Annotated in this window: 22 protein-coding genes; 16 read left to right on the forward strand and 6 right to left on the reverse strand. The window is 69.1% G+C overall.

Translation table 11 applies throughout. The features are described from left to right. Positions 1-44: 44 nt before the first annotated feature. The 15 genes from VK682_RS22050 (at position 45) to folD (ending at position 14,284) form a co-directional block, all read left to right on the forward strand. Positions 45-341 (forward strand): HNH endonuclease family protein, encoded by a 297-nt coding sequence (locus VK682_RS22050; protein ID WP_230797658.1) that lies wholly within the window; start codon positions 45-47, stop codon positions 339-341. 57 nt (positions 342-398) lie between these two features. Next, the gene (gene ybgC, locus VK682_RS22055; RefSeq protein ID WP_089850819.1) at positions 399-785 is read left to right on the forward strand and encodes a tol-pal system-associated acyl-CoA thioesterase; all 387 of its coding nucleotides are present in this window, start codon (positions 399-401) and stop codon (positions 783-785) included. Between the two features lie 253 nt (positions 786-1,038). Continuing rightward, positions 1,039-1,734 (forward strand): protein TolQ, encoded by a 696-nt coding sequence (gene tolQ / locus VK682_RS22060; RefSeq protein WP_089850821.1) that lies wholly within the window; start codon positions 1,039-1,041, stop codon positions 1,732-1,734. Positions 1,735-1,737: 3 nt separating this feature from the next. Continuing rightward, positions 1,738-2,220: a protein TolR gene (gene tolR / locus VK682_RS22065; protein WP_089850822.1), complete on the forward strand. Its 483-nt coding sequence runs from the start codon at positions 1,738-1,740 to the stop codon at positions 2,218-2,220. Between the two features lie 9 nt (positions 2,221-2,229). Next, positions 2,230-3,477 carry a cell envelope integrity protein TolA gene (locus VK682_RS22070; protein WP_089850824.1) on the forward strand — a complete coding sequence of 416 codons (1,248 nt, stop codon included), beginning with the start codon at positions 2,230-2,232 and terminating at the stop codon, positions 3,475-3,477. Positions 3,478-3,616: 139 nt separating this feature from the next. After that, on the forward strand, positions 3,617-4,939 hold the full coding sequence (gene tolB, locus VK682_RS22075; protein ID WP_230797657.1) for a Tol-Pal system beta propeller repeat protein TolB: 1,323 nt from the start codon (positions 3,617-3,619) through the stop codon (positions 4,937-4,939). A 103-nt stretch (positions 4,940-5,042) separates the two neighbouring features. After that, positions 5,043-5,588, forward strand: coding sequence for a peptidoglycan-associated lipoprotein Pal (gene pal / locus VK682_RS22080; protein ID WP_089850826.1), 546 nt, complete (start codon positions 5,043-5,045; stop codon positions 5,586-5,588). Positions 5,589-5,598: 10 nt separating this feature from the next. Beyond that, complete coding sequence (gene ybgF, locus VK682_RS22085) at positions 5,599-6,432, forward strand: tol-pal system protein YbgF (protein ID WP_089850828.1); 834 nt, start codon at positions 5,599-5,601, stop codon at positions 6,430-6,432. Positions 6,433-6,476: 44 nt separating this feature from the next. Next, positions 6,477-7,793: a tRNA lysidine(34) synthetase TilS gene (tilS, locus tag VK682_RS22090; RefSeq protein ID WP_417750624.1), complete on the forward strand. Its 1,317-nt coding sequence runs from the start codon at positions 6,477-6,479 to the stop codon at positions 7,791-7,793. Between the two features lie 90 nt (positions 7,794-7,883). Then, entirely contained in the window at positions 7,884-9,797 is a 1,914-nt protein-coding gene (gene ftsH, locus VK682_RS22095) for an ATP-dependent zinc metalloprotease FtsH (RefSeq protein WP_324782557.1), read from the forward strand. Beyond that, a complete protein-coding gene (locus tag VK682_RS22100; protein ID WP_380714682.1) occupies positions 9,794-10,597 on the forward strand; it encodes a methyltransferase domain-containing protein in 804 nt (267 codons plus the stop codon). Before ftsH ends, VK682_RS22100 begins: the two co-directional genes overlap by 4 nt. Before the next feature lie 73 nt (positions 10,598-10,670). Next, the gene (locus VK682_RS22105) at positions 10,671-11,270 is read left to right on the forward strand and encodes an MOSC domain-containing protein (protein WP_230797655.1); all 600 of its coding nucleotides are present in this window, start codon (positions 10,671-10,673) and stop codon (positions 11,268-11,270) included. Positions 11,271-11,349: 79 nt separating this feature from the next. Beyond that, positions 11,350-13,020: a formate--tetrahydrofolate ligase gene (locus VK682_RS22110; RefSeq protein ID WP_230797654.1), complete on the forward strand. Its 1,671-nt coding sequence runs from the start codon at positions 11,350-11,352 to the stop codon at positions 13,018-13,020. Between the two features lie 69 nt (positions 13,021-13,089). Further along, a complete protein-coding gene (locus VK682_RS22115; RefSeq protein WP_089850839.1) occupies positions 13,090-13,386 on the forward strand; it encodes a chorismate mutase in 297 nt (98 codons plus the stop codon). A gap of 4 nt (positions 13,387-13,390) precedes the next feature. After that, a complete protein-coding gene (folD, locus tag VK682_RS22120; protein ID WP_324782558.1) occupies positions 13,391-14,284 on the forward strand; it encodes a bifunctional methylenetetrahydrofolate dehydrogenase/methenyltetrahydrofolate cyclohydrolase FolD in 894 nt (297 codons plus the stop codon). A 59-nt stretch (positions 14,285-14,343) separates the two neighbouring features. Here the strand turns inward: folD and VK682_RS22125 are convergent, their stop codons facing one another. The 3 genes from VK682_RS22125 to VK682_RS22135 all read right to left on the reverse strand — a co-directional run bounded on the left by VK682_RS22125 (position 14,344) and on the right by VK682_RS22135 (position 17,990). Beyond that, positions 14,344-14,763: a PaaI family thioesterase gene (locus VK682_RS22125; protein ID WP_230797652.1), complete on the reverse strand. Its 420-nt coding sequence runs from the start codon at positions 14,761-14,763 to the stop codon at positions 14,344-14,346. Positions 14,764-14,803: 40 nt separating this feature from the next. After that, a complete protein-coding gene (gene pdeM, locus VK682_RS22130; protein ID WP_230797690.1) occupies positions 14,804-15,472 on the reverse strand; it encodes a ligase-associated DNA damage response endonuclease PdeM in 669 nt (222 codons plus the stop codon). Positions 15,473-15,572: 100 nt separating this feature from the next. After that, complete coding sequence (locus tag VK682_RS22135) at positions 15,573-17,990, reverse strand: ligase-associated DNA damage response DEXH box helicase (protein WP_230797689.1); 2,418 nt, start codon at positions 17,988-17,990, stop codon at positions 15,573-15,575. Positions 17,991-18,210: 220 nt separating this feature from the next. Between VK682_RS22135 and yghU the strand changes: the two genes are divergently transcribed. Then, a complete protein-coding gene (gene yghU / locus VK682_RS22140) occupies positions 18,211-19,062 on the forward strand; it encodes a glutathione-dependent disulfide-bond oxidoreductase (RefSeq protein ID WP_230797651.1) in 852 nt (283 codons plus the stop codon). Between the two features lie 33 nt (positions 19,063-19,095). On the opposite strand, the gene hisG is transcribed toward yghU, so the two are convergent. Genes hisG through hisS form a run of 3 tightly spaced genes read right to left on the reverse strand, consistent with a single transcriptional unit; the run spans position 19,096 to position 22,330 of the window. Next, the gene (gene hisG / locus VK682_RS22145) at positions 19,096-19,788 is read right to left on the reverse strand and encodes an ATP phosphoribosyltransferase (protein ID WP_089850848.1); all 693 of its coding nucleotides are present in this window, start codon (positions 19,786-19,788) and stop codon (positions 19,096-19,098) included. Then, positions 19,785-20,867 carry an ATP phosphoribosyltransferase regulatory subunit gene (locus VK682_RS22150; RefSeq protein ID WP_089850850.1) on the reverse strand — a complete coding sequence of 361 codons (1,083 nt, stop codon included), beginning with the start codon at positions 20,865-20,867 and terminating at the stop codon, positions 19,785-19,787. Before VK682_RS22150 ends, hisG begins: the two co-directional genes overlap by 4 nt. Then, entirely contained in the window at positions 20,858-22,330 is a 1,473-nt protein-coding gene (gene hisS / locus VK682_RS22155) for a histidine--tRNA ligase (protein ID WP_230797650.1), read from the reverse strand. The genes VK682_RS22150 and hisS overlap by 10 nt, the downstream gene beginning before the upstream one ends. Positions 22,331-22,424 lie beyond the last annotated feature (94 nt).

Below are 22,424 nucleotides of genomic sequence, written 5' to 3' on the forward strand. Positions count from 1 at the left end.
CCAGACTTCTGCCGAACCGCGCGCTCCCCCACAAGAGGCTCCGCATGGCCGACCCGCTCTGCCCGCTCTGCCTGCGTCCGATCCCGCCCGAGGCGAAGCAGAGCCTGCATCACCTGATCCCGCGCCTGAAGGGCGGCAAGGGCGGCCCCGTGGTGCGCCTGCACCAGATCTGCCACAACGAGATCCACGCGCGCTTTACCGAGGCGGAACTGGCGCGGCAGTTCAGCACGCCAGAGGCGCTGCGCGCCGATCCGCGCCTGACGGGGTTTCTGGACTGGGTGGCGAAGCGCCCGCCCACATTTCACGCCCGCAGCGCGGGCAAGGGGCGGCGGCGGCGCTGACTTGTCCCTGTCATCCGCCGCGCCTACCCTGTCACAAAACCGGAGAAGGGCAGCGCCATGGTTCACGACTTTCCCGTGCGGGTCTATTACGAGGACACCGACATGGCGGGCATCGTCTATCACGCCAACTACCTCAAATACATCGAACGCGCCCGGTCGGACTGGGTGCGCGGTCTGGGCATCGACCAGCGCGCGCTGCGCGAGGCGGGGCTGGTCTTTGTCGTCCGCCGGATCGAATCCGATTACCTCGCGCCCGCGCGCTTTGACGACGAACTGCAGGTGCGGACCACGATCCGCAGCATCACCGGCGCGCGGCTGGGGCTGCATCAGGAGGTGACGCGGGCGGGCAAGGCGCTGTTTCAGGCCGAGGTCACGCTGGTCTGCGTCACGCTGGACGGCCATCCCGCCCGGCTGCCCGCGCAGATCCGCGGCCTGCTGCACTGATCCCCCGCCTCTTATGACCGCAAATATCCCGGGGGGAGGGGGCGCCCGCGCCCCCGGGGGGCAGCGCCCCCCTCTCCCTGTCCTCCGCCGCTGCGATGCCGGGGCAGGGCACCGGCGGGTTCTTGCAAATCCTGCCGCTGCGGCGGCGCGATGACGCCAATGTGTTGGTGTTCACCCTGCAAATCAGGTAAAGCCCCTGTAATCAGAGCCTCGGCACAGAGGCCATTTCATGCCCATGAGGAAGAGCAGGCTTATGGACGCACAAACCCTTGCGGTCGCGCAGGAGATCGACCTCTCCATGTGGGCCTTGTTTGCCCGCGCGACCCTGACCGTCAAACTGGTGATGGTCCTTCTTCTGGTCGCTTCGGTCTGGGCCTGGGCGATCATCCTTGAAAAGGCGGTGACCTATCGCCGTGCCCGGCGCGAAGCGGTGATCTTTGACCGCGCCTTCTGGTCGGGCGAGCCGCTGGACGAGCTGTTCGACGGCATCGGGCCGCAGCCGAAGGGCCGCGCGCAGCGCATCTTTGCCGCAGGCATGACCGAATGGCGCCGCTCGCATCGCGACGATGGCGGGCTGATCGCGGGCGCCCATGCCCGGATCGACAGATCCATGGACGTGGCCATCCAGAAAGAGGCGGAAGTGCTGCAGAAGGGCCTGCCGGTGCTGGCCACCGTCGGCTCCACCGCGCCGTTTGTGGGTCTGTTCGGCACGGTCTGGGGGATCATGCACGCCTTTGTGGAAATCGCCAACCAGCAGGACACCTCGCTGGTGGTCGTGGCCCCCGGCATTGCCGAGGCGCTGTTCGCCACCGCGCTGGGTCTGGTCGCGGCCATCCCGGCGGTGATCTTCTACAACAAGCTCTCGGGCGATTCCGACCGGATCATCGCGGGCTACGAGGCCTTTGCCGACGAGTTTTCCACCATCCTGTCGCGCCAGCTGGACGCCTGAGCCATGGGTGGGGGCGTGATGAAATCGGGCGGAGGCGGCGGTCGCAGACGGCGGCGCCGGGGTGGCGGCGGGGCGCAGCCCATGGCCGAAATCAACGTGACGCCCATGGTCGACGTGATGCTGGTGCTGCTCATCATCTTCATGGTGGCGGCCCCGCTTCTGACCGTGGGGGTTCCGGTGGAACTGCCCAAGACCGCCGCGGCAGCCCTGCCGCAGGATACCGAAGAGCCGCTGACCGTGACCATCACCGCCGAGGGTCTGGTGCAGATCCAGACCACCGACGTGCCGATGGACGAGCTGACCAACCGTCTGCGTGCCATTGCCACCGAACGCGCCGACGACCGCATCTTCCTGCGGGCCGACGGGGCGGTGCCCTATCAGACGGTGGCGCAGGTGATGGGTGCGCTCAACCGGGGCGGCTTTTCCTCCATCGGTCTGGTGACCGATACCGGCGGTCCGACGTTTGACGGACCGGCGGGCAACTGAGGGACCGAGGTGCGTAAAAGCCTCTATATCTCCGGCGGGGTGCATGCCCTGCTGATCCTCTGGGCCGTTCTGGGCCCTGTCTTCCGGCGCGAGCCGCCGGAGGTCGAGATGTCGTCGGTCACGGTGTTCTCAGAAGAAGAGTTCGCGGCGCTGTCCCAGCCCGCGCAGTCGCCCGACGCAAGCCAGGAGGTGGAAGCACCGCCCGCCCCGGAACCGAGCCCCGAGCCCGAACCGAGCCCGGCCCCCGCGCCGGAGCCGGAACCCGCCCCCGTGCCCGAACCGCCCGCCCCTGCGCCAGAGCCCGCGCCGGAACCCGAGCCGCAGCCGCAGCCGGTGGCGCCGCCGCCCCCCGTCACCCCGCCCGACACCGCCGAGCCCGAGGCGCCGCCCACCCCCGAGGTGGCCGCGCCGCCGCCGCCCGTTCTGGCCCCCACCACCGCGCCGCGCCCCGTGCCGCGGCCCGCGCCGCGCGTGGCCCCCGAACCGGTGGCGCCGCCCGAACCCGACGCCACCGTGGCCGAAGAGGTGCAGCAGGCCGCCGAACCCGCGACCGAAGCCCCAGATGTGGTGGAGGAAGAGCCGCAGGAGGCCACCGCCCCCGAGGAGGCCGCGCCCGAAATCGTGACCGAGGCCGAAGAGCCTGCGGCGGCGGAAACCCCGACCCCCCCCGCGCCTGCTACGCTGGCGCCGGACCAGTCGCGCCGCCCGCTGAGCCGCCCCACCAATCTGGCGCAGCGCCCGGCGCCCGCGCCGGAGACGCCCGCAGAAGCCGAACCGGCGGAACCAGAGGCGCCCGCGCAGACCGCGACCCGACCCGCCGAACCCGAACCGCCCGCGACCCCCGCCGAGCCGGAAAGCGATGCCGTGGCCGATGCCATCGCACAGGCGCTGGCGGCAGGGGGCGGGGGCGGTGCGCCGCAGACCGGCCCGGTCGGCCCGCCGCTGACCGAGGGCGAGCGCGACTCGCTGCGGGTCGCGGTGCAGCGCTGCTGGGTGGTGGATGTGGGCAGTCAGGCCGCCAACACCACGGTGACCGTCGCCATGGACATGGAACGGGATGGCCGCGTCGTCTCCTCCAGCCTGCGGATGATCGGATCGAGCGGCGGCGATGCCGCCTCGGCGGAAACCGCGTTTCAGGCGGCACGACGGGCCATCCTGCGCTGTCAGGAAACGGGCTATTCGCTGCCCCCTGACAAGTACGAGCAGTGGAAGACCATCGAGATGACCTTCAACCCCGAGCAGATGAGACTGCGATGACCGTTCACCGGCCAGGACACACCGGCAAGGAATTGCACAGCCCGCGCTCTGCGGCGCTTTGTCCCGGCTTGCGCGCGGCGCTATGGTGGCGCAAAGGCACAGACGCGCCGGGCTCCGCCCCGGCAAGGAGAGCATGACCATGAAACAGATTCTGGCCCTGATCCTCGCGCTTGGCGCGCTGGCTGCCGCCCCGGCTCCGGTCGCGGCGCAGGGTGGCCCGCTGCGCATCGAGATCACCGAAGGCGTGGTGGAACCGCTGCCCTATGCGGTGCCCGATTTTGTCGCCGAAACCGGCGAGGCCGGGCAATATGCCCAGCAGATCAGCCGCGTCGTGGCCGATGACCTGACCGGCACCGGCCTGTTCCGCGAAATCCCGCGCGACGCCCATATCAGCCGCGTGTCCAATTTCCAGAGCCCGGTGCAGTTCGCCGACTGGAAGGCGATCAACGCGCAGGCGCTGATCACCGGCGCCGTGACCACCGAAGGCGGGCGGATCACCGTGAAATTCCGCGTCTGGGACGTGTTCGCGGGCACCGAACTGGGGCAGGGGATGCAGTTCTCCTCCACCCCGGACGGCTGGCGGCGCCTGTCGCACAAGGTGGCGGATCAGGTCTATTCCCGCATCACCGGCGAAGATGGCTATTTCGACAGCCGCGTGGTCTTCGTGTCGGAAACCGGTCCCAAGGACAACCGCGCCAAGCGGCTGGGCCTGATGGATTACGACGGCGCCAACCTGCAGTTCCTCACCGGGTCGCAGTCGCTGGTGCTGGCGCCGCGCTTTTCGCCCGATGGCAGCCGCGTGCTTTACACCAGCTATGAAACCGGCGAGCCGCGCATCCATGTGCTGGACGTGGGCTCGGTGCAAAGCCGCATCTTGCCCACGCAGGACGGCGTCATGAGCTTCGCGCCGCGCTTTTCGCCCAAGGGGCAGCAGCTGCTCTATTCCATGACCCGCGGCTCCAATACCGACATCTATTCCATGGACATCGCCAGCGGCAGCACCCGGCAGCTGACCACCGCGCCGTCGATCGAAACCGGCGCCAGCTTCTCGCCCGATGGCAGCCGCATCGTGTTCGAAAGCGACCGCTCCGGCAGCCAGCAGCTTTACGTCATGCCGGTGAATGGCGGCGAACCCACCCGGATCAGCTTTGGCGCGGGCCGTTATGGCACGCCGGTCTGGTCGCCGCGCGGCGATCTGATCGCCTTCACCAAGCAGAATGCCGGGCGCTTCCACATCGGCGTGATGCGCACCGACGGCTCCGAAGAGCGGCTGCTGACGGCATCGTTCCTTGACGAGGGTCCGACATGGGCGCCCAATGGCCGGGTGCTGATGTTCGCCCGCGAAACCCAAGGCGCCTCCGGTGTCTCCGCGCTTTATACGGTGGACATCTCGGGGCGGAACCTGAAGCGGGTGCGCACCCCCGATGGCGCCTCGGATCCCAGCTGGGGCCCGCTGCAATGATCCGCGCCGGGGTCGCGCGCCACGTCGCGCAGGCCCCGGACATTCCCATACCGCCGCGGCTGTGATAGCCTTGCGGCACTCCCACGAGCAGGACAGTCCACCGATGAAACACATTACCAAGGCCATCATGCTGGTCGCCGTGCTGGGCACTGCGGCCTGCACCAACCCCAACCGCTTCGGTGACGACGCCTATGGCGCGGGTGCGGGCGCCGGTGCGGGCGGCTATGGCGCCGGGTCCGGCGTCGACAGCGGCGTGCTGCCCGGGTCTGCCGGGGATCCCACCTCGCCCGCCTATTTCAGTCAGGCGATCGGGGACCGGATCTTCTTTGCCGTCGACCAGTCCACCCTGTCCCCCGAAGCCCGCGCCACGCTTGACTCGCAGGCGCAGTGGCTGATGACCAACAACGATTACCTTGCCGTGATCGAAGGCCATGCCGACGAACAGGGCACCCGCGAATACAACATCGCGCTGGGTGCGCGCCGCGCCAATGCGGTGATGGAATACCTGACCTCGCGCGGGGTGGCGGCCAGCCGCCTGAAATTCGTCTCCTACGGCAAGGAGCGCCCGGTGGAGATCTGCTCCGAAGAGGCGTGCTATTCCAAGAACCGCCGCGCGGTCACGGTCATCTCCATGGGCCTGACGGGCTGAGGCGATCAGGATGCGGCGGCTCTGCATTGCCCTTTGTCTGGGTGTGACCGCAAGCGCGGCCGCCGCCCAGAATTCCGGAAGTCTGGCGGACATCCGTCAGGATCTTTCGGCGCTGACTTCTGAAATCCAGAAGCTTCGGCAGGAATCCAGCACCACCGGCGGCACGTCGGTGGTGGTCAGCGGTGACATGCTCGACCGGATCAACACCATCGAGGCGGAACTGGCCCGCGTCACCAACCGCACCGAAGAATTGGGCCACCGCATCGACCGCGTGGTGCAGGACGGGACCAACCGGATCGGCGATCTGGAATTCCGCCTCTGCGAGGTGGAGCCGGGCTGCGATCTGGGCAGCGTCGGCCAGACCACCCCGCTGGGCGGTCAGGCCCCCGCCACCTCTGCAGCGCCCGCTCCGGCGCCTGCCCCCTCCACAGAACCGCTGCCGTCGGGCGGTGCCGAACTTGCAGTCGGCGAACAGACGGACTTCCGGCGGGCGCAGGAGGCGCTCGCCAGCGGTGACTTTCGCGGCGCCGCTACGCAGTTTGCGGCCTTTCGCCAGACCTACCCGGGATCTCCGCTAGAACCGGCGGCGTTTCTGGGCGAGGGCCGGGCGCTGGAAGGCGGCGGCGACGTGCGGGAAGCCGCGCGCCGCTATCTGGACGCCTATGCGAACTATCCCGAAAGCGAACCCGCCCCCGAGGCGCTGTGGCGGCTTGGCGCGGCGCTTGGCACGCTGGGCAGCACCAACGAGGCCTGCGTGACGCTGGGCGAGGTGGGCACGCGCTATCCGGGCAGTGCCGCCGCCACCGAGGCGCAGGCCGCGCGGGGGCGTCTTTCCTGCCCGTGACCGGCAGTCTTGACCAGCGCTTCGCCGAAGCCATCGGCGCGGCGCTGGGACCGGATTTCCCCACCGACATCGCGCTTGCCGTCTCTGGCGGCGGCGACTCCATGGCCATGCTGACGCTGGCGCATAACTGGACGCGGGTCTGGGGGCTGCGGCTGTGGGTGGTCACCGTGGATCACGGCCTGCGCCCCGAAGCCGCGACCGAGGCCGCGATGGTGGCGGAAGAGTGCGCGGCGCTGGGTCATCCCCATGCCGTGCTGCGCTGGCACTCGGACGGGCAGGGCAACCTGATGGACGCGGCGCGGCGGGCGCGGCTTGATCTCATCAACCGCTGGCGGGGCGGGATTTCCCATGTGCTGATGGCCCATACCGCCGATGACCTCGCCGAAACCTTCCTGATGCGGCTGGCGCGGGGCGCGGGGGTCGAAGGGCTGTCGGCCATGGCGCCGCTGCGGCGGGTGCACCTGCCCGGTCCGGTCCTGCCGCTGCCTGCCGCCGATGTCACCGGCGCCTGCCCGCCGCAGCCTGCCACGCGGGCCGCAGAGTTTTCCGTCCTCCGCCCCTGTCTGGACATGCGCCGCGCCGAACTGCGCCATTACCTGCGCACGCTGCGCGGGCGCTGGGTGGAAGACCCGTCCAACGACGATCCCACCTATGACCGGGTGCGGATGCGCCATCTGCTGACCACGCTGGAGCCGCAGGGGCTGGGGCCGGACATTCTGGCCGAGGCCGCCCGCCGTCAGGCCCGCGCGGCAGAGGCGCTGCGGGCGCGCGCCGCACAGGTCTGGGAGGCGCTTCGCCCGCCTGCCGGAGACGCGCGGGCGCGGGAGGGAGAGATCCTGTTCGATCGCGCGGGGTTTCAGGATGTGGAGCGGGACACGCAACTGCGGCTTCTCGCCGCCGCGGTTCGCTTCGTCGCAGGGTCGGCCTATCCGCCGCGCGAAGCCCCGCTGGAGGCGCTGCTGGACCGGCTGCTGGGCGGTGGCGGCGGCACCCTGCATGGCTGCGAGGCGCGCTGCGACCGCGACCGTCTTGTGGTGTTCCGCGAACTGGCTGCGGTCGAGGGGCCGGTGAGGCTGGGCGCCGCGCCGGTGCTGTGGGACGGGCGCTGGCAGGTGTTCCGGCCTGATCTCAAGGGGTTGACCCTGCGCGCGCTGGGGGAGGAGGGCTGGCGCCAGCGTCCCCCCGGGCAGGAGCCGCAGCGCCCCCATGCCAGCGCCCGGTCCTGCCCTGCGGTGTTCGATGGCGACCGGCTGGTGGCCTGCGACGTGTTCGGCCCCGATGCAGGTGCCGCCCCGCTGGCGCAGTTCTGCCCGTTCGGGCGCCAGATGCCCAGCTTTCGGTCATTCCTGCTTTCGCGGTGAATCGCATTGAACCGCCGCGCCCGATCCTTATGTTAGGCGGAGCGCGCCCGCACACCGGACGCGCCACATCCGCATGTTAGGAGGCCGTCCTTGGGCAACGCACGCAACATCGCCTTTTGGGTCGTTCTGTTTCTTCTGATCCTTGCGCTTTTCAACCTCTTTTCCGGGGGTGGCAGCACGCTGCAAAGCCGCGAGATCAGTTATTCGGACTTCGTGAGAGCGGTGGATTCGCAATCCGTCAGCACCGTCACCATCGACGGCGAGCAAATTCGCTACCGTGGAAACGATGGCAACGACTACGTCACGGTGAAGCCGGAAGATGCCCAGCTGACCGACATGCTGATCGACAAGGGCGTGACCGTCCGCGCCGAACAGCAGGAACAGTCCGGCTTTCAGGCCTTTCTGCTGAGCCTTCTGCCCTTCCTGCTGCTGATCGGCGTCTGGATCTATTTCATGAACCGGATGCAGGGCGGCGGCAAAGGCGGCGCCATGGGCTTTGGCAAATCCAAGGCGAAGCTTCTGACCGAAAAGCATGGCCGCGTGACGTTTGACGACGTGGCGGGCATCGACGAGGCCAAGGAAGAGCTGGAAGAGATCGTGGAATTCCTGCGCAACCCGCAGAAGTTCAGCCGCCTTGGCGGCAAGATCCCCAAAGGCGCGCTGCTGGTCGGCCCTCCGGGCACCGGCAAGACGCTGCTGGCCCGTGCCATCGCGGGCGAGGCGGGCGTGCCGTTCTTCACCATCTCCGGCTCTGACTTCGTGGAAATGTTCGTGGGTGTCGGCGCCAGCCGCGTGCGCGACATGTTCGAGCAGGCCAAGAAAAACGCGCCCTGCATCGTGTTCATCGACGAAATCGACGCGGTGGGCCGCAACCGGGGCTCCGGTTATGGCGGCGGCAATGACGAGCGCGAGCAGACGCTGAACCAGCTTCTGGTCGAAATGGACGGGTTCGAGGCCAATGAGGGCGTCATCATCATCGCGGCCACCAACCGCCGCGACGTGCTGGACCCCGCGCTGCTGCGTCCGGGCCGTTTTGACCGGCAGGTCATGGTCGGCAACCCCGACATCAAGGGCCGCGAAAAGATCCTTGGCGTGCATGCCCGCAAGACCCCGCTGGGGCCGGATGTGGACCTGCGCATCATCGCGCGCGGCACCCCCGGCTTTTCGGGCGCCGATCTTGCCAACCTCGTGAACGAGGCGGCGCTGATGGCCGCGCGGGTGGGCCGCCGTTTCGTGACGATGGAAGATTTCGAGAATGCCAAGGACAAGGTCATGATGGGCGCGGAACGCCGCAGCATGGTCCTGACCGCCGAGCAGAAGGAAAAGACCGCCTATCACGAGGCCGGTCACGCCGTGGTCGGCCTGACGCTGCCGCAATGCGATCCGGTCTACAAGGCCACGATCATTCCGCGCGGCGGCGCGCTTGGCATGGTTGTCTCGCTGCCGGAAATCGACCGCCTGAACTGGCACAAGTCGGAATGCGAGGAGAAGCTGGCGATGACCATGGCGGGCAAGGCCGCCGAGATCATCAAATACGGCGAACCCAACGTGTCCAACGGTCCGGCGGGCGACATCCAGCAGGCCAGCGCGCTGGCGCGGGCGATGGTGCTGCGCTGGGGCATGTCCGACAAGGTGGGCAACATCGACTATTCCGAAGCGCATGAAGGCTATCAGGGCAACACGGCCGGTCTGTCCGTGTCGGCCCATACCAAGGAGCTGATCGAGGACGAGGTGCGCACCCTGATCCAGAACGGCTATGACCGCGCCTTCCAGATCCTGACCGAGCGCAAGGAAGACTGGGAGCGTCTGGCGCAGGGGCTGCTGGAATACGAGACCCTCACCGGCGAGGAGATCAAGCGCGTGATGAAGGGCCAGCCGCCGCATGCCTCGGGCAGCACCGGCAGCGATTCCGACGACACGCCCAGCGTCACCGCCATTCCGAAGATGAAGCCCAAGGCCCGCCCGGCTGGCGAAGGCGGGCTGGAACCCGAACCTTCGGCATGATGGCTGCCGCTGGCACCCCCGACTGGAACCCCGGAACCTACCACAGGTTCCGGGGTCTGCGTTTGCGCCCGGCACTGGATCTGCTGCGCAGCCTGCCGCCCCTGCCCGAAGGCGGGGTGGTGGATCTGGGCTGCGGGGCAGGGGATGCGGGCCCGGCGCTGCGCGCTCTGGGCCGCCCGCTGACCGGCGTGGATCTGAGCCCGGCCATGCTCGACAAAGCGCGCGACAGCGGCGCCTATGACCGGGTGGATCAGGCCGACATGGCCAGCTGGACCCCCGACACGCCGCCCGCGCTGATCTTTTCCAACGCCGCGCTGCACTGGGTGGGCGACCATCCGGCCCTGCTGCCCCGGCTGGCGGCGACGCTGGCCCCCGGCGGCACGCTGGCGGTGCAGGTGCCGCATCAGAACAACGCGCCGTCGCACCGCATGTGGCTGACGCTGGCGGAGGAACATTTCCCGGGCCGCGTCGATCCCGACCGCATTCCCGGCGTACTGCGCCCTGCCGAATATCACCATCTTCTGGCGCCGCTGGGTCAGCTGACCCTCTGGGAGACGGAATATTATCAGGAGCTTGCCCCGCAGGCAGAGGGCCATCCGGTGCGCCGCTTCACCGAGGCGACCTTTGCCCGCCCGGTGCTGGAGCCGCTTGATCCCGAAGAACAGGCGCGGCTGATCGCGGCCTATGAGGCGGTGATGGACTCGGTCTATCCCGCCGATGCGCAGGGCCGCGTGCTGTTTCCGTTCCGGCGGATGTTCTTCACCCTGACGTTACAGGACTCTTCCGCAAATTCTGCGTGAAGCCGCGCGGGCGGGGTTGGTGCCGGGCCACGCTTTGGCGCAGTCTGCCGCCAGACCTAGCAAGGAGACTGGTATGCCCGCCCTCAAGCCCACGGATTTTTTTGCCCGCATCACATGGCTGGGGCAGGTGACGGGGACCGGCAAAAGCATCCGCTCGGTTCCGGCAGAGGCGCTGGATCTGGATTTCACCGGCGTGCCTGCGGACCGCCATGCCGGGCTGACGCGGCCCTCCTGTTCGCGCGTCACCTCGCAGCATCCGCGCGGCACGGAAATCCGCAACGCCCGCCAGCTCTCCATGGTCTCCGCCGAAGAGATGGCAGAGATCGCCGCGCGCATGGATCTTGACCGGCTGGCGCCGGAATGGCTGGGCGCCACGGTCATCGTCGAAGGTCTGCCGGATTTCAGCCATGTGCCGCCCTCGTCGCGGCTGCAGGGGCCGGATGGCGTGACGGTGGTGGTGGATATGGAAAACCGCCCCTGTTCGCTGCCCGCGCGCGAGATCGAGGCGGATCATCCCGGCCTTGGCAAGCGGTTCAAAAGCGCGGCACAGGGGCGGCGCGGCGTCACGGTCTGGGTGGAACGGCCCGGTCGGCTGGCGCTGGGGGACGTGCTGCGCCTGCATATCCCGCATCAGCCGGTCTGGGCCTGTCTGGACGAGGCGCGGCGCGACTGATCGCGCCCAAACCGCGTGACTTGGCCCCATTGCTGCGGCTATGCACTGGCCCAGACAGACCACAGCCGGAGCCAAGCCCATGACCAGCGACCTCGACATTGCCCGTGCCGCGAAAAAGCGGCCCATTCAGGAGATCGGCGCACGGCTGGGGCTGGAGGCGGAGGATCTGATCCCCTATGGCCATGACAAGGCCAAGCTTTCCACCGAAACCCTGACCCGGCTGGAGGGCCGCGCGACGGGGCGGCTGATCCTTGTCACCGCGATCAACCCCACCCCGGCGGGGGAGGGCAAGACCACCACCACCGTCGGGCTGGGCGACGGGCTGCAGGCCATCGGCAAGAAGGCGGCGATCTGCATCCGCGAAGCCTCGCTCGGGCCGAATTTCGGCATGAAGGGCGGGGCGGCAGGCGGCGGCTTTGCACAGGTCGTGCCCATGGAATCGATGAACCTGCATTTCACCGGGGATTTCCACGCCATCACCGCCGCGCATAACCTGCTGGCGGCGATGATCGACAACCACATCCACTGGGGCAACGCGCTGGACATCGACCTGCGCCGGGTGGTCTGGCGCCGGGTGCTGGACGTGAACGACCGCGCGCTGCGCGATGTGGTCACCGGGCTTGGCGGGCCGCAGAACGGCTTTCCCCGGCAGGGCGGGTTCGACATCACCGTGGCCTCGGAAATCATGGCCTGCCTCTGCCTTGCGGAATCGCTGGAGGATCTGCAGGCGCGGCTGGGGGCGATGATCGTGGCCTACCGGTCCGACCGCAGCCCGGTGCTGGCGCGCGACCTGCAGGCGGATGGCGCCATGACCGTGCTGCTCAAGGAGGCGCTGCTGCCCAACCTCGTGCAGACGCTGGAACACACGCCTGCCTTCGTGCATGGCGGGCCCTTCGCCAATATCGCCCATGGCTGCAATTCGGTGATCGCCACCCGCGCCGCGCTGCGGCTGGCCGATTACGTGGTGACCGAGGCAGGCTTTGGCGCCGATCTGGGGGCGGAGAAGTTTTTCGACATCAAGTGCCGCAAGGCCGGTCTGCACCCCGACTGCGTGGTGCTGGTGGCCACGGTCCGCGCGCTCAAGATGAATGGCGGCGTGGCCCGTGCCGATCTGGGCGCCGAGGATGTGGCGGCGGTGACGGCGGGCTGCGCCAATCTGGGCCGCCATATCGAGAACCTCAAAGGCTTCGGCGTGCCGGTGGTGGTGGCGATCAACCATTTCGCCGGCGATACCGAGGCGGAACTGGCCGCCGTCCGCGATTTTGTCGCCACGCAGGGGGCGGAGGCGTTTCTCTGCCGTCACTGGGCCGAAGGGTCCGCCGGGATCACCGCGCTGGCAGAGCGCGTGGCGCAGATCGCCGACAGCGGCACCGCAAGCTTTGCGCCGCTTTATCCCGATGACCTGCCGCTTTGGGACAAGATCGAAACCGTCGCCCGCCGCATCTATCGCGCAGCCGAGGTTCAGGCCGATCCGAAGATACACGCACAGCTGAAGGAATGGGAGGCGCAGGGCCACGGGGCGCTGCCGGTCTGCATGGCCAAGACGCAGTATTCCTTTTCCACCGATCCGACCAAGCTTGGCGCGCCCGAAGGCCATGTGGTGCCGGTGCGCGAGGTGCGGCTGTCGGCGGGGGCGGGCTTCGTGGTGGCGATCTGCGGCGACATCATGACCATGCCGGGCCTGCCGCGGGTGCCTGCGGCGAATTCCATCGGGCTCAATTCTGCGGGCGAGATCGAAGGGCTGTTCTGACCGGCGGCGCGGGCGTTGAACATTCCGCCGCATCGCGGCATTAGGGGCGCAGCATGACAGGAGGACGGGATGACGGATCCGGCCAGCTTGCGCGACATGACCGAGTTGCGCGCCGAAATCGACGCAACGGACAAGGCGCTGGCGGCGCTGCTGGCGCATCGCGCCCGGCTGATCGACCGCGCCGCAGACATCAAGGCGGGCAATGGCCTGCCTGCCCGCATCACGTCCCGTGTCGACGAGGTGCTGGACAACGCGCGTGCCAATGCCGGTGCCTGCGGGCTGGATCCCGATCTGGCCGCGGATCTCTGGCACCGGCTTGTGGAATGGTCGATTCGCCGCGAGGAAGCGGCTCTGGGACGGGAGTGACGGCATGACGGCAGCGATCATCGACGGCAAGGTCTTTGCGGCGGGCATCCGCGCCCGCGTCGCAGAGCATGTGACCCGGCTTCGGCAGGAGCATGGCATCACCCCCGGTCTGGCGGTGGTGCTGGTGGGCGAGGATCCCGCCAGTCAGGTCTATGTGCGCAACAAGGGCCGCATGACCGTCGAGGCGGGCATGCAGAGCTTTGAACACCGCCTGTCCGCCGAGACGTCGGAGGCGGATCTGCTGGCGCTGGTGCAGCGGCTCAACGCCGATCCGGCGGTGCATGGCATTCTGGTGCAGCTGCCGCTGCCGGGCCATATGAACGCCGATCTGGTCATCAACGCCATCGACCCCGCCAAGGATGTGGACGGCTTCCACATCTCCAATGTCGGGCGTCTGGGCACCGGGCAGAAGGCGATGGTGCCCTGCACGCCGCTGGGCTGCCTGATGCTGCTGCGCGACCGGCTGGGATCGCTGTCCGGGCTCGACGCGGTGGTGATCGGACGGTCGAACATCGTGGGCAAGCCGATGGCGCAGCTGCTGCTGGGCGACAGCTGCACCGTCACGCTGGCGCATTCCCGCACCCGCGACCTGCCGGAGGTGGTGCGCCGCGCCGATATCGTGGTGGCGGCGGTGGGCCGTCCCGGCATGGTCACCGGCGACTGGCTGAAGCCCGGCGCCACGGTGATCGACGTCGGCATCAACCGGATCGAAACCGCCCCCGGCGAGACCCGGCTGGTCGGCGACTGCGATTTCGACAGCTGCGCCAAGGTGGCAGGGGCCATCACCCCGGTGCCGGGCGGGGTGGGGCCGATGACCATCGCCTGCCTCTTGGCCAATACCGTCACCGCCTGCTGCCGCGCGAAGGGGATCCCCGAGCCCGAAGGGCTCACGGCTTAAACCGCCTGAAGGGCTCACGGCCTAAACCGCCCGAAGGCCCCGCCGGACCCGCGCCCGCCTCAGCCCGAGGCGGGCACCGGCACCATCGTCCCCGTCAGCAGCGCGATGTGATGCTCCTGCCCGTCGCGCAGCGCGAAAACATCCGCCGTGACGATGACCAGCCGCCGCCCCGGCCTCACCACCCGCCCGCGCGCCAGCACCTGCTCGCCGCGTCCGGGCGCCAGCAGGTGGATCTTGATCTCGGAGGTGACGACTTCCATGTCCTCGGGCAGGACGGTCAGCGCGGCATAGCCCGCCGCCGTATCCCCCAGCGCAAAGCTCAGCGCCGCATGGGCATGGCCCTGCTGCTGCCGGACGCCGGGCAGGATCGGCGCGGTGATCTCCACGGCGCCGGGGGCGATGGCGGTCAGCCGGGCCTCCAGCGTCGCCATCAGGCTCTGCCGGTCGAAACTGTCGCGGATGCGCTGTTCAAGTTCCATGCGCCAGTCATGCACGCCCCGCCCCGCCGCGCAAGCGGGCTCAGCGGCGGCGGGGCATGGGCAGGGCCACGGGCTGCGGCCCGGTCAGGACCGCCACCGCCTCCGGCCCCATCAGCGCGTCCAGCACCGGGCTGTCGCTGCGCAGCCCGCCCGCATAGGCGCCGTAGGCGGGCAGGATCAGCCGCCGCGCATCCATCAGGAAACAGGGGCGGCTCAGCACCCGCCCGCGCAGGACCAGCCGCGCCTTGGGGTGATAATGACCGGACACCTCGCCCGCCGCCTCAGGCGTGGCGATATGGCGGAACACCAGCCCGGCCAGCCGCAGCTCTGCCAGATGGGTGCCGCCCAAGGCCACCGGCCCCGGATCGTGGTTGCCCTCGATCCAGACCCAGTCGCGCCCGGCCTGCAGCCGCGCGATCCACAGCCGTTCGGCCTCGGGCAGCAGGCTCTCCACCCCCGCCGCGTCGAAACTGTCGCCCAGACAGATCACCCGCCGCGCGCCTGTCGCCTCCAGATCCGCCTCCAGCCGCAGCAGCGTCTCGCGCCCCTCATAGGGCGGCAGCGCGGCGCCCCCCACCGCCGCCAGCCGCGCCGATTTGCCGAAATGCAGATCCGACACCACCAGCAGCCGTTCTGCGGGCCACCACAGTGCCCCCGATCCCAGCGCCTGCAGTGCCGCGCCACCAAAAGAAAATTCGTGCCCGTTCATGATGCGTTCGATGCCAGACCCGGCGGCGCTCCGCAAGCCCCGCCTCTTCTGACCCAAAATATCCCGGGGGAGAGGCCGCAGGCCGAGGGGGCAGCGCCCCCTACACCCCTTCCAGCTGCGCAAGGCCGGAGTCCCGCAGCAGCGCCGTCACTTCCTCTTCCAGAAGCCGCGCCTCGGCGCTGCCGGAAATCGGCACCCGCCCCGGTTCCAGAAACAGCGGGGCCGACAGCGGCGAAATCCGGTCCAGCCGCAGATGATCGATGCGCCCGCCCACCCGCGCGCACATCTCGCGCAGCCGGGCAAAATCCACCAGCCCGCGCATCGCCTCCTCGCGGGTGATCTGCAGCAGCAGGTGATCGGGGTCATATTTGACCAGCGTGTCATAAAGGATGTCCGAGGACATGGTGGCCTGCCGCCCGCTCTTGCGCTGGCCGCCCATATTGCGCTCGATCAGCCCCGCGATGGTGGCCGAGGCGCGGAAGGTCCGCTTCATCACCGCATTGCCCGCAAGCCAGCCGTCCAGCCCCGCCTCAAGCGCTGTCAGGTCGAAAAGCGGCGCGGGGTCATGCACCGCCTCCAGCCCCCAGATCAGCGTCGCGTAATCCGAGGCGACAAAGCCCATGGGCGCCAGCCCCTGCTCCTCCATGCGCTTGGTCAGCAGCAGCCCCAGCGTCTGCTGCGCGTTGCGCCCGGCAAAGCCGTAAACCACCATCTGCTCGCGCCCGTCATGCGGAAAGCTCTCGATCAGCAGCCGCCCCGGCTCGGGCAGGCGCGACACCGACCGCTGCAGGTCCAGCCAGTCTGCGGTGTGCTGCGGCAGGCCGCGCCAGTCGCCCGCCTTGAACATCCGCAGGATGCGCTCCGACAGCTGGGTGGAGGTGGCGAATTTGGTGCCCATGAAGGTGGCGATCTTGGGCTTGCGGCCCGGATCGCGCGTCACCTCCACCACCATCTCGCGCAGCCCTTCATAACGCACGATCTGCCCGCCGATCAGAAAGGTGTCGCCCTTGGTCAGCGAGGCGGCAAAGCCTTCCTCGATCTCGCCCAAGGGCGCGCCGCCGCGTCCGCGCCAGCGCACCTTCAGCGTGTCGGTGTCCTGAATCGTGCCGATGTTCTGCCGGATGCGCTGTGCGGCGCGCGGATCGCGCAGCTGCCACAGCCCGTCGGGGCGCTGCAGGATGCGCCGCCACTGGTCATAGGCGCGCAGCGCGTAGCCCCCCGTGGCGCAGAACTCCAGACAGGCGTCGAAATCCCCCCGGCTCAGCCCGGCATAGGCCCCGGCGCTGCGCAGCTCGTCATAAAGCGCGTCCGCGTCAAACGGCCCCGCGCAGGCGGTGATGAGGATCTGCTGGCAGAGCACGTCGCGCGGCCCGCGCCCGCGCCCCTCGCCATCCAGATCGCGCGCCCGCACCGCCTCCAGCGCCGCCAGACATTCCACCACCTCGAACCGGTTGGCAGGGACCAGCAGCGCCTTTGACGGCGCGTTGTAGCGGTGATTGGCCCGCCCGATCCGCTGCACCAGCCGCTTGACGTTCTTGGGCGCGCCGACCTGAATCACCAGATCCACATCGCCCCAGTCGATGCCCAGATCCAGCGAGCCGGTGCAGACGATGGCGCGCAGGTCGCCGCGCACCATGGCCTCCTCCACCCGGGCGCGCTGCGCGCGGTCCAGACTGCCGTGATGGATGCCGATGGGCAGCGAATCGTCATTGGCCAGCCACAGCCTGTGGAAAAACAGCTCGGCCTGCGCGCGGGTGTTGTGAAAGATCAGCGTGGTGCGGTGGCGCTTCACCTGCTCCAGCACCGCCGGAATCGCATGGGCCGCCCCACCCCCGGCCCAGGGCGGCGCGGCCTCTGTCTCCAGCATCGCGATGTCGGGTTCGGGGCCGGGATCGGCGGTCACGATCTCGCAGGGGTCGGGATGCCGCGCCAGCAGCCGGGCGATGGCCTGCGGATCCTCCACCGTGGCCGACAGCCCGACCCGCCGCAGCCCCGGACACAGGTGCTGCAGCCGTGCCAGCCCCAGCATCAGCTGGTCGCCGCGCTTGCTTTCCGCCAGCGCGTGAATCTCGTCCACCACCACCCGGCTCAGCCCGGCAAAGATCCGTGGCGCATCCTCGTAGCTGGTCAGCAGCGCCAGCGATTCCGGCGTGGTCAGCAGGATATGCGGCGGATCGGCGCGCTGCCGCCGCTTGACGCTCGAGGAGGTGTCGCCGGTGCGGTCCTCCACCCGGATCGGCAGCCGCGCCTCTTCGATGGGGATCAGCAGATTGCGCCGGATGTCGCTGGCCAGCGCCTTCAGCGGCGAGACATAAAGCGTGTGCAGCCCGGGCCGGGGATCACGCGCAAGCTCGGCCAGCGTCGGCAGAAACCCCGCCAGCGTCTTGCCGCCGCCGGTGGGGGCGATCAGCAGCAGGCAGGGATCCGCCGCGCGCGCCAGCATGTCGCGCTGATGCGGGTGAATCTGCCAGCCTCGGGCATCGAACCAGCTTTGAAGGGGGGCAGGCAGCGCGGTCATCCCCGCCATGTAGGGTGCGCCCCGGCAAAAAGGAATGGCTGCTTCCTTCGGCTGAAAATATCCCGGGGGTGAATTGGCGCGGCACGCGCCAAGAGGGGGCAGAGCCCCCGTCTGCCCCGCTGCTCACACCCCCCTGTGCCGGGGCGCACAGACCCGGCGCTGGCCATCCGCCCGCACCACGCTACCCTGAGCCGTGACAAAGCGCGAAGGACACGCACCCATGACCGATTACACGCCCCCCCGGGTCTGGACCTGGGACAAGGAAAGCGGCGGCAAGTTCGCCTCCACCAACCGCCCCATCGCCGGGGCCACGCATGACAAGGATCTGCCGCGCGGCAGACATCCGTTCCAGCTTTACAGCCTCGCCACGCCCAACGGCCAGAAGGTCACCATGCTGTTCGAGGAGCTGCTGGCCGCGGGCCATGCCGCCGACTATGACGCATGGCTGATCCGCATCGGCGATGGCGACCAGTTCGGCTCCGGCTTTGTCGAGGTGAACCCCAATTCCAAGATCCCGGCGCTGCTGGATCTCTCCGGCGATAGCCCCGTGCGGGTCTTCGAATCGGGCGCGATCCTGCTGCATCTGGCGGAGAAATTCGGCGCCTTCCTCGGCCAGCCGCAGGACCGCCCCGAGATGCTGTCCTGGCTCATGTGGCAGATGGGCAGCGCGCCCTATCTGGGCGGCGGCTTTGGCCATTTCTACGCCTATGCGCCGGAAAAATGGGAATATCCCATCAACCGCTTCGCCATGGAAGCCAAGCGCCAGCTGGACGTGCTGGACCGCGCGCTGGCCGACCGCCGCTTCCTCGCGGGCGAGGAGTATACCATCGCCGATATCGCGATCTGGGCGTGGTATGGCAATCTGGCGCTGGGCCGTCTTTACGAGGCGGGCGAGTTTCTGGACGTGGCCAGCTACGGGAATGTCCAGCGCTGGGCGGCAGAGATTGATGCCCGTCCCGCCGTGCAGCGCGGCCGCATGGTCAACCGCGTCTCCGGAGACCCTGCCGGACAGCTGCACGAACGCCATGACGCGGCGGATTTCGACACCAAGACGCAGGACAAGATCGGCTGAACGCGCGCGCGGGGCCTCTCGGGGCCCCGCCCGTCACAGCCCCAGCGTGGCGCAGAGCGCTTTCAGCGCCTCGCGATCCCCCGGCGCCATCTTGGCGGCGCGCGACCGGAACAGCGTCGCCTGACTGCGCAGCACCGGCTCTTCGCTCAGCACCTTCAGATGGTTGGCGCGCAGCGTCTCGCCGGTGGAGGTGATGTCGGCCACCGCCTCGGCGGTCAGGTTCTTCACCGTGCCTTCGGTGGCGCCCTGCGAATCGACCAGCTGGTAATCCGCCACCCCGCCCGCGCGCAGATAGTCGCGCACCAGCCGGTGATATTTCGTGGCGATCCGCATCCGGAACCCGTGCCGCGCCCGGAAGGCCGCCGCCGCCGCATCCAGATCGTCCAGCGTGTCCACATCGATCCAGCAGGCGGGCACGGCCACGATCAGATCCGCCTGACCAAAGCCCAGCTCGGCCAGCGGCTCGACCTGCTGGTCCCATTGCACCAGCTTCTCGCGCACCAGATCGGTGCCGGTCACGCCCAGATGGATGCGCCCCGCCGCCAGTTCGCGCGGGATCTCTCCCGCCGACAGCAGCACCAGATCCACGCCCTCGACACCCGTCACCGCGCCCGCATATTCCCGCTCCGACTCGCTGCGCGACAGGCCCACGCCGCGCGCGCCGAACCAGTCGAAGGTCTTTTCCATCAGCCGCCCCTTGGACGGCACCCCCAGCTTGATGCTCATGCGGTCAGCTCCAGCAACAGCCCCGGCCGGATCACGCCGCCCACCGCGGGAATCTCGCGCCCGCCGCCCAGATGGCGGCAGAGCGCGTCGTAACGCCCGCCCGTGGCCACGGGGGGCAGGTCGGGCCGCCGGTCGGCCAGAAAGCCGAACACGAAGCCATCGTAATATTCCATCGAGGTGCGCCCGAAGCTCGCCTCGAAATCCAGCTGCGCCACGTCGATGCCCGCCTCGGCCAAAGCGGCGCAGCGGCGTTCGAACCGCTCCACCGCGGGCACCAGCCCGGGCAGATCCACCGCGATGTCATGCAGATGCTCCAGCGCATAGGTGCAGGTCTCGCGCACCGACAGCACCGTGTCGATCAGATCGACCTGACTGCGGCAGAGCGGCCCTTCGGCAGCATCGGCGCGCAGCGCGGCGATGCGCGCGGCCACCTCCGCCTCCGACCGCAGCCCCACCGACACGCCCGCCCGGTCCAGCGCCTGCGGATCGGCCAGCAGCGCCGCGCGCGACGGCGGCACCGGGGTCTTGCCGGAATAGCGGTCCAGCAGCGCGCGGAAGCGCCGGGGCCGCCAGATATGCCGCATCAGCGCGGCGCGCCGCCGCTCCGAGATCTGCAGCCCCGCCACCGCCGCCGCAAGGATGCCCATGTCCCCGGTCACCGCCCGCAGGCCCCAGGGCGCCAGCACCTGCGCGAAACGGGCGAAGACCTCGGCATCCAGCAGGGCCGGATCGCCGCGGTCGAACACCTCGTAGCCCACCTGAAAATATTCAGACCGCCGCTCGGGATGCTGCTCCTGCCGCCGGAACACCTCGCCCGCATAGGTATACCGCGCGGGCTCGGCGCCGTCGGACATGTGCATCTGCACCACCGGCACGGTGAAGTCCGGGCGCAGCATCACCTCGCCGCGCGACGGATCCTGCGTGACATAGGCCCGGGCGCGGATGTCCTCGCCGTAAAGATCCAGCAGGGTCTCCGCCGGCTGCAGCACCGGACAGTCGAGCGGCAGTGCGCCCGCCTCGGCGAACACCGCCTTCAGCCGTTCGGCTTCCGCCTTCTCGGCGGCGATGCTCACGCCCATTGGTCGAGAATCTCGCGCACTTTGGCGACCAGATCGCCGCGCGGCACCTCGTATTGTGAAGGCCGCTCCTTCCATTCCTCAAGGCTGGCATTCTCCGCCAGCTTCGCGCCAAGGATCAGATCCTTGATCTGCAGCACGCCGCGCGCCTTCTCGTCGCCGCCTTCGATCACCGCGACGGGCGAGGCGCGCTTGTCCGCGTATTTCAGCTGGTTGCCGAAATTCTTCGGATTGCCCAGATAGACCTCGGCGCGGATGCCTGCGGCGCGCAGCTCGGCGACCATGGACTGGTAATCGGCCATTCTGTCGCGGTCCATCACCGTCACCACCACCGGACCTGCCGCCCCGCCGCCGATCCGGCCCTTCTCGCGCAGCGCCGCCAGCAGCCGGTCCACGCCGATCGACACGCCGGTGGCGGGCACGGCCTGCCCGGTGAACCGCTTGACCAGATCGTCATAGCGCCCGCCGCCCGCGACCGAGCCGAACTGGCGCTTGCGGCCCTTTTCGTCAAGGATCTCAAAGGTCAGCTCGGCCTCGAACACCGGCCCGGTGTAATAGCCAAGCCCGCGCACCACCGAAGGATCGATCACGATGCGGTCGGAACCATAGCCCTGCGCGGACAGCAGCGCCGCGATCTCCTCCAGCTCGTCGACACCTTCGGCACCAATGGCCGATCCGCCCACCGCCGCGCGCAGCCGCGCCACGGTCTCGGCAGCCTCGGCGCCCTTGGAGCTGAGGAAGGCCAGCACCGGCTCGGCCTGCGCCTCCGACAGGCCCACCCCGTCGATATAGGCGCCAGAGGCATCGAGCCGCCCCTTGCCGAGCAGCTCGCGCACGCCCGCCACGCCGACCTTGTCGACCTTGTCGATGGTGCGCAGCACCGCGTCGCGCTGCGCGTCATCGCCCAGCCCGGCCACTTCCAGCACGCCGTTCAGCACCTTGCGGTTGTTGATCCGCACCAGATAATCGCCGCGCGGAATGCCCACCGCCTCCAGCGTGTCGGCCAGCATGGCGCAGATCTCGGCATCCGCCGCGACCGTGGCCGCGCCCACCGTATCGGCATCGCACTGATAGAACTGGCGGAACCGGCCCGGCCCCGGCTTTTCGTTGCGCCAGACCGGCCCCATGGCGTAACGGCGATAGGGCAGGGGCAGCTCGTTGCGGTGCTGGGCATAGACCCGCGCCAGCGGCGCCGTCAGGTCATAGCGCAGCGCCACCCAGCCCTCGTCCTCGTCCTCCCAGGCAAACACGCCCTCGTTGGGGCGGTCCACATCGGGCAGGAACTTGCCAAGCGCCTCGACGGTCTCGACCGCAGCGCTTTCCAGCGCCTCGAACCCGTAGCGATGATAGACCCCGGCGATGCGATGCAGCATCTCCGCGCGCTCGGACACCTCGGTGCCGAAATAGTCGCGGAACCCCTTGGGCGTCTGTGCCCGGGGGCGGGGGGATTTCTTATCCTTGGCCATGGCCTCGCTCCGGTCCTCGATTGCGCGCTTCCCTTAGCCCCTCCGCACCGCAGGAGCAAGCAAAGCCCCGCGCCCGTGCTTCATCTTGCCAGAT

The sequence above is a fragment of the Salipiger marinus genome, assembly GCF_035481585.1.
Taxonomy (GTDB): domain Bacteria; phylum Pseudomonadota; class Alphaproteobacteria; order Rhodobacterales; family Rhodobacteraceae; genus Salipiger; species Salipiger marinus.

What these genes read in the sequence shown, in the direction of transcription:
- VK682_RS22050 (WP_230797658.1), top strand. Translation starts at nt 45, where the DNA reads ATGGCCGACCCGCTCTGCCCGCTCTGCCTGCGTCCGATCCCGCCCGAG.
- ybgC (WP_089850819.1), top strand. Translation starts at nt 399, where the DNA reads ATGGTTCACGACTTTCCCGTGCGGGTCTATTACGAGGACACCGACATG.
- tolQ (WP_089850821.1), top strand. Translation starts at nt 1,039, where the DNA reads ATGGACGCACAAACCCTTGCGGTCGCGCAGGAGATCGACCTCTCCATG.
- tolR (WP_089850822.1), top strand. Translation starts at nt 1,738, where the DNA reads ATGGGTGGGGGCGTGATGAAATCGGGCGGAGGCGGCGGTCGCAGACGG.
- tolB (WP_230797657.1), top strand. Translation starts at nt 3,617, where the DNA reads ATGAAACAGATTCTGGCCCTGATCCTCGCGCTTGGCGCGCTGGCTGCC.
- pal (WP_089850826.1), top strand. Translation starts at nt 5,043, where the DNA reads ATGAAACACATTACCAAGGCCATCATGCTGGTCGCCGTGCTGGGCACT.
- ybgF (WP_089850828.1), top strand. Translation starts at nt 5,599, where the DNA reads ATGCGGCGGCTCTGCATTGCCCTTTGTCTGGGTGTGACCGCAAGCGCG.
- VK682_RS22100 (WP_380714682.1), top strand. Translation starts at nt 9,794, where the DNA reads ATGATGGCTGCCGCTGGCACCCCCGACTGGAACCCCGGAACCTACCAC.
- VK682_RS22105 (WP_230797655.1), top strand. Translation starts at nt 10,671, where the DNA reads ATGCCCGCCCTCAAGCCCACGGATTTTTTTGCCCGCATCACATGGCTG.
- VK682_RS22110 (WP_230797654.1), top strand. Translation starts at nt 11,350, where the DNA reads ATGACCAGCGACCTCGACATTGCCCGTGCCGCGAAAAAGCGGCCCATT.
- VK682_RS22115 (WP_089850839.1), top strand. Translation starts at nt 13,090, where the DNA reads ATGACGGATCCGGCCAGCTTGCGCGACATGACCGAGTTGCGCGCCGAA.
- folD (WP_324782558.1), top strand. Translation starts at nt 13,391, where the DNA reads ATGACGGCAGCGATCATCGACGGCAAGGTCTTTGCGGCGGGCATCCGC.
- VK682_RS22125 (WP_230797652.1), bottom strand. Translation starts at nt 14,763, where the DNA reads ATGGAACTTGAACAGCGCATCCGCGACAGTTTCGACCGGCAGAGCCTG.
- pdeM (WP_230797690.1), bottom strand. Translation starts at nt 15,472, where the DNA reads ATGAACGGGCACGAATTTTCTTTTGGTGGCGCGGCACTGCAGGCGCTG.
- VK682_RS22135 (WP_230797689.1), bottom strand. Translation starts at nt 17,990, where the DNA reads ATGACCGCGCTGCCTGCCCCCCTTCAAAGCTGGTTCGATGCCCGAGGC.
- yghU (WP_230797651.1), top strand. Translation starts at nt 18,211, where the DNA reads ATGACCGATTACACGCCCCCCCGGGTCTGGACCTGGGACAAGGAAAGC.
- hisG (WP_089850848.1), bottom strand. Translation starts at nt 19,788, where the DNA reads ATGAGCATCAAGCTGGGGGTGCCGTCCAAGGGGCGGCTGATGGAAAAG.
- VK682_RS22150 (WP_089850850.1), bottom strand. Translation starts at nt 20,867, where the DNA reads ATGGGCGTGAGCATCGCCGCCGAGAAGGCGGAAGCCGAACGGCTGAAG.
- hisS (WP_230797650.1), bottom strand. Translation starts at nt 22,330, where the DNA reads ATGGCCAAGGATAAGAAATCCCCCCGCCCCCGGGCACAGACGCCCAAG.